The sequence below is a fragment of the Helicobacter sp. genome (assembly GCF_022511165.1).
Classification (GTDB): domain Bacteria; phylum Campylobacterota; class Campylobacteria; order Campylobacterales; family Helicobacteraceae; genus Helicobacter_C.
Window position 1 is genome coordinate 1 of the sequence record NZ_JAFLSB010000062.1, and the last position, 5,803, is coordinate 5,803.

At 37.4% G+C, this 5,803-nt stretch carries 4 protein-coding genes and 2 pseudogenes; 2 read left to right on the plus strand and 4 right to left on the minus strand.

The window, feature by feature from the left end; all coding sequences use genetic code 11:
* Positions 1–316, plus strand: a pseudogene (locus J1E28_RS07420) (modification methylase); the annotation flags it as partial.
* Between the two features lie 93 nt (positions 317–409).
* On the opposite strand, the gene J1E28_RS07425 reads toward J1E28_RS07420, so the two are convergent.
* From J1E28_RS07425 to J1E28_RS07440, 4 genes are all read right to left on the minus strand, one after another.
* Positions 410–2,134, minus strand: a complete 1,725-nt coding sequence (locus J1E28_RS07425) for an ABC transporter ATP-binding protein (RefSeq protein ID WP_291028340.1) — start codon at positions 2,132–2,134, stop codon at positions 410–412.
* Positions 2,118–2,330, minus strand: a complete 213-nt coding sequence (locus J1E28_RS07430; protein ID WP_291028343.1) for a copper ion binding protein — start codon at positions 2,328–2,330, stop codon at positions 2,118–2,120. Before J1E28_RS07430 ends, J1E28_RS07425 begins: the two co-directional genes overlap by 17 nt.
* A 21-nt stretch (positions 2,331–2,351) precedes the next feature.
* On the minus strand, positions 2,352–4,598 hold the full coding sequence (locus J1E28_RS07435) for a cation-translocating P-type ATPase (RefSeq protein ID WP_291028345.1): 2,247 nt from the start codon (positions 4,596–4,598) through the stop codon (positions 2,352–2,354).
* Positions 4,599–4,770: 172 nt separating this feature from the next.
* On the minus strand, positions 4,771–5,316 hold the full coding sequence (locus J1E28_RS07440; RefSeq protein WP_291028347.1) for a phospholipase D-like domain-containing protein: 546 nt from the start codon (positions 5,314–5,316) through the stop codon (positions 4,771–4,773).
* Between the two features lie 78 nt (positions 5,317–5,394).
* Here J1E28_RS07440 and J1E28_RS07445 point away from each other — a divergent pair.
* A pseudogene (locus J1E28_RS07445) lies at positions 5,395–5,803 on the plus strand (hypothetical protein); the annotation flags it as partial.

Sequence of the window (5,803 nt, forward strand, 5' to 3'; positions counted from 1 at the left end):
AAATACTATTGCCTTATATGATGATTTCACTCCAAAAGGCAAAACAGGCTTACGAGAATATGAAAAATCAAATTGGTGTAAAAAAGCAAAAGTTGCAGATGAGCTAGAAAATTTGATTAAAAATGCAAATTTTTCAACCATTTTTCTAAGCTATAATGATGAGGGGCTACTTAGCCTAGAGCAAATCCAAGATATTTTAAGTAAGTATGGCAAGTATAGCTTCAAAGCACAAAGCTATCAGCGATTTAAGGCAGATTCTAAACGCATTCAAAAACAAGATAGCACTTTGGAGTATCTCCATATCTTGCAAAAATAAATGAATAGAATAAGTTTTACAAAGTCCTTTTTGGCTCTTCTCTTTTGGCAAATTCATTCATCTTTTAATAAATCAAAGTAAATTTAGCATTTTTTAGATTTTGGATTCTGCATTCCTTAATTCGCTTTTTATAATGCGCCCCTCTTGCAAATGCAACACCTCATCAGCAAGCTCTATCGTGCTTGGGCGGTGCGCTATAATAATTACAATCTTATCTTTGCTTAAATGCCTTATGCTCTCCTTTATTGCCTCCTCTGTTTGGGCATCAAGGGCTGAAGTTGCCTCATCAAAAATAAGCACCTCCGGATTCTTATAAATAGCGCGTGCAATAGCGATTCTCTGTCTTTGCCCCCCGCTTAAATTTGTGCCAAATTCATCAAGCATTGCATATATGCCTTGTGGTAAAGTTTCCACAAAATCCCATACATAGGCAAGTTTAAGTGCTTTTATCACTTTTTGCTCATCTACTTCTTTCCCATAAGCAACATTATTTGCAATGGTATCATTAAAGATAAAGATTCGCTGCGTAACCACTGCCATATTATCACGCACACTTTTTTGTGTATAATCCTTGATACTGCGCCCATTGATATAAATCTCGCCACTATGTGCTTCATAAAGGCGCAAGATGAGGTTAATCGTTGAGCTTTTCCCACTCCCGCTTTTACCCACAAGCGCAGTGATTTTATTTTTCTTAAAAATCATACTTACGCCCTTAAGCGCGTGAGTGTCGGTATTGTAATGAAAATGCACATCTTTTAGGACAATATCCTCAATAGGAGCTTTTAAGGGCAAAGTGCCATCGTGAATCTTAGGCTTTTGGTGCAAAATCTCAAAGATTCTATCACCTGCTACAATTGCGCTTTGCATTTGCGCATAGAGATTGACTAGACGCTTAAGCGGCGTATAAATAAAAAAGAGTGCGCCCACAAAAGAGGAAAATTGTGCCGCGCTTAGCTCCCCTGCAGCAATATCTACGATTGCCATATAAATAACAACTCCAAGCATAATTGCTCCCAAAAGCTCCATAAGCGGAGTAGTTAGCTCTCCTATACGCACTGCTTTCATATTGATTTTCAAAAATTGTAGATTCTGCATAGAGAAATTTTTATACTCTAGTTTCTCGCCATTACTTGCCTTAATCACCTCGACATTGTTAAAAATCTCATTGAGCTTTGCTGTAATATCTGCATTTTTTTCTTGGATATTGCGGGAGTATTTTTTAAGTTTTTTGATGATGAGATTAAGCGGAATGAGTGCTAAGGGAATAATAATTAAACCTATAAAGGCATATTTTGGACTTTGATAAATACTAATTGCCACAAGTGCGATAATCGTAACACTCTCGCGAATAAACTCTGTAATATAATTTGATACAGCCGAGCGGATAATGCCAATATCATTAGTGATACGAGCTATAAGCTCCCCGCCACGCATTTGATTAAAAAATGCCATTTCAAGGCTTAGCATATGTTGTAGCATTCTATCGCGCATTTGGCGCACAATATCCTGCCCGATAAAATTCATAAAATAAGTTTGAATATAAGTACCCACAGATTTACCAAAATACACCCCTATAAGCATAAGCACCATTGCTAGAGCCATATTGCCATTTTGAACCAACTCATCAAAGCTAAAAAGCGGATTAGCTCGGGGTATTTTGCCCGAGAGCGTATCAAGCAAAGGTTCAATGAGATAGGTAATCCCCGCGCTACAAAACGCAACGACAAGTGATGCAATAATAGCTATACCAAAGGATATATAATGTCCTTTGATATAGGGAAAAAACTTTTTAAAAAAATTAATGATGGTGCGCATTAACCTCAAATCCCGCATCAAGAATAGCTTCAGCAATCATCTCTTGTGTCGCAGGAGCGTTAAATTCCACCTTTACTTGTGCTTTTTCCAAATTGACATCAACAAGGCTTACGCCCTCTATTTCACCCACAAATTTTTCGACTTTATCCACACATTTTCCGCAGTGCATACCGCCAACTGATAATTCAATCATCATAACAAACTCCTTTATTTTGGTTTATAAAATCTTAAAGCCTTTTAATCTTGCAGCATTAAATACCACACTTAAGCTTGATAAGCTCATTGCTAAAGCACAAAATATCGGGTGTAAAAATATACCAAACCCTCCCAATGCGCCCATTGCTAAAGGAATGAAAGCAATATTATAGCAAAAAGCAAAGCCAAGATTCTGTTTTATATTTAAAATCGTTGCTTGTGAAAGTGCGTATGCGTTGTAAATACTCATCACTTTAGGATTGTAGATAATCATATCTGCGCTTTGTGTGGCTATATCATATGCAGAGGCAAACGCAGCAGAGCTAAAGGCTAAAGCAAGTGCGGGAGCGTCATTAATGCCATCACCCACCATAAGCACCTTATGTTGTGAAAGCTTTTCTTGCAAAATACGCATTTTTTCACTTGGTAGTACTTGTGCGTAAAAATCGCTTATGCCAAGCATTTGGGCAATTTTTTGTGTATTGTTGGTATTATCCCCACTTATAAGAGTAGCTTCTATTCCACGCTCTTTGAAATATTTAAGAGCAAGTAAGGCATCATTTTTAAGATAATCTTGCAAGGAAAATTGCGCCAAAATACGCTCTTGCGTGGCAAGGTAGAGTGTAATTTTATCATCTTTATTTTGAGCGGATTCTTGGAGATGCTGAGGTAAAAGCATAGCATTACCCAAAAAATAAAGTGTCCCATTGATTTTTGCTTTAATTCCCTGTCCTATGATATTTTGAGATTCGCTCACAGGCAAAAGCGTGGCATTTTGGCTCAAAGGGTGTTGTAAAAAAGCCTTTGCGATGATATGGTGGCTTGTTGATTCTAAAGTATAGGCAAGATTAAAAACCTCCTGCTCACTTCTATTATTATCAAAAATTTGAATCTGCTCGATTGCTAAACCTTGTGTAAGTGTGCCGGTTTTGTCAAAGGCAATATGTGTAATCTCGCCTAAAATCTGCAAACTCCTTGCGTCTTTGAAAAACACACCCATTTTATTTGAAATGCTTTGAGCGTGTAAAATCGCCATTGGTGTGGCAAGCCCTAGCGCACAGGGGCAAGAAATTACAAGTGTGGCAATAAAAATGCTTAAGCCAAACTCAAAATCCCTCATTCCCCACCAAAACGCCCCCGCCGCTAAGGCAAGACATATCACAAGTGGCACAAAGATTCCAGCAATTTTATCTGCAAGTGAGGCGATAGGAGCTTTACTCTCTTGGGCTTGCTGCACAAGGGCAAGAATTTGCGCAAGGGTGGATTGTTTGGCATTTTTTTGGGCGCGAACATACAGCACAGAATCCATATTCATACTGCCAGAGAAAATCTCTATGCCACTTTGTGCCAAAGTAGGCAAGGATTCACCATTAATCGCGCTTGTATCAAGACTGCTTTTTCCCTCTAGCACGACACAATCTACTACTATCATCTCTCCGGGTAAAACCTTAAGTATATCGCCCTCTTTCACATCTTGAGCAAAAATACTTTCACTTGGCGTATTTGAAAAATGAATGCCTTCGCTTGCATTTTGCTTTGAGGCATCATCTAAGCATAGCCTTTGCACATTTTTTTGATTGAGTTCTAAAAGCAAGGAGGCGCTATCAAGGGCATCTTTTTTAGAGCGATTTTCAATGGTTTTGCCTATAAGCACAAGTGTGATAATCACACACACACTATCAAAATAGGCGTGAGAATGCACACCAAAAAGCCCTTGAAGACTATACAAAAAGGCACTTGTTGTGCCAATGGCAATGAGCGAATCCATATTTGGATTTTTCATTAAAAGTGCCTTGAATCCGCGAATATAAAATCCCCGCCCCATATGCGCCACAATCAGGCTCAAAAAAAGCATAGTAAAATAGCTCACTTCAAAAGGTAAATGAAAGAAATGAAACATCTCTCCCCAAGAAAGCACAAGCGTAATAAGTGTAGCACAAACACTTATAAAAAGCTTTCGTTTTGGAGGTAAAAAAGCATTGTCAAAAGATTGCATAAGGGCGTTGAGAGAGAAGCTTTTGGAGGCATTAGAAATATCTGCTTTTGGTGGCAAATCTTTATTTAAATGTGGTTCATAACCCATTTTTTGAATAAGTGCAAAAATATCCTCTAAGCTTACTTGTGTCTCATCATAACGAATATGCGCTTTTTTGCTTAGGAGATGCACTTGTATGCTTTCACAAAAGCTTTTGCGACTAAGGGCGCGCTCAATACCGCTTGAACACGCCTGACAGCTCATTTGCTCAATATAAAAAGAAGCCTCTTTCATCTTGTCCTCCAATCAATACTCGCTTTGGTTGAAAAATCAAAGTTAAGATGCCTACTTTGATTTTATTTATGAGAATGTAATAATAACAAGCAAAAGTAAATATACATATAGGGGGTATATGTATATGGAATCTCCTAACAATATCTTTTGCAGATATAATCCCTATCTCATTTTAAAACCTCGTGCAAGTTTGCCTCATCTTTTCAAAAGCCCAATTTGCCTTATCAATAAGCTCCTTATTATCGCTTATAAGCAAAGTCTCAAAATTGTTTTCAAACGCATTTTTGCTCCAATTTGCCGAGCCAATAACAAGAGTATGCCCATCAATAATTGCCATTTTTTGGTGCATAATGCCAAAATGTTGCTTATTTTTTGCACGCAAACCACTTAAAAGACAAACCGAAATATTATTATATTTTGCAAGATAGCCGATACTCGAAGCTTTATTGCCGATATTGCTTTCTTTATCATAGATAATATGCACTTGCACGCCTCTTTTGGCATTTTCTTTTAAAATATTGGCAATATCATTATGAGTAAAGCTATAAATACTTATTTTTATCTCATTTTGAGCGTTTTTGAGTGCATTTTTGAAGGCATTGAGGGCTTCTTTTTGCTCATAAGGAAGCATATAAAGACTCTCTTTTGCGTGGGCGCAAAACCCAAATAGCCCCATAATGAAGCAGAGGATAAGCAATTTTGTTAATTTTTGGCACATTTTATTCCTTTGTCGTATCGATTTGGCTATAATTTTAAGTTTCTATCATAAAAAAGCAATAAAACCGCGGGAGTTCTTATGAAATTTTTGCTGATTAATACCAATCAAATTGTCCAAAAGCTCGTTGAGATTACAGCTAAAAAAGCAGGGGCAAAGCTCACAAGCATTACAGAATCAAGCAAAATGGGTGATTTGACGCAATATGATTATATCATTATTGATGATGATTGTTTATCGCTTGATAAACGAACCTACCTTGATGCCCTCAAAGACAAGCGCAAATGTCTCATTTATAATAAAGGCACAAAGCGTATTGAGGGCTTTGATGACTATATACAAAAACCTTTTTTGCCAACAAGCATTTTGGATATTTTTACCGAGCAGCTCAAAAAAGATGCGCAAGCAGGTGGGGGGAATGAAAATGAAGAACCGATAGGAGAGAGTATTAGCCTTGAAAATCTCGATGAGGGCTTAGATAAGATAGATT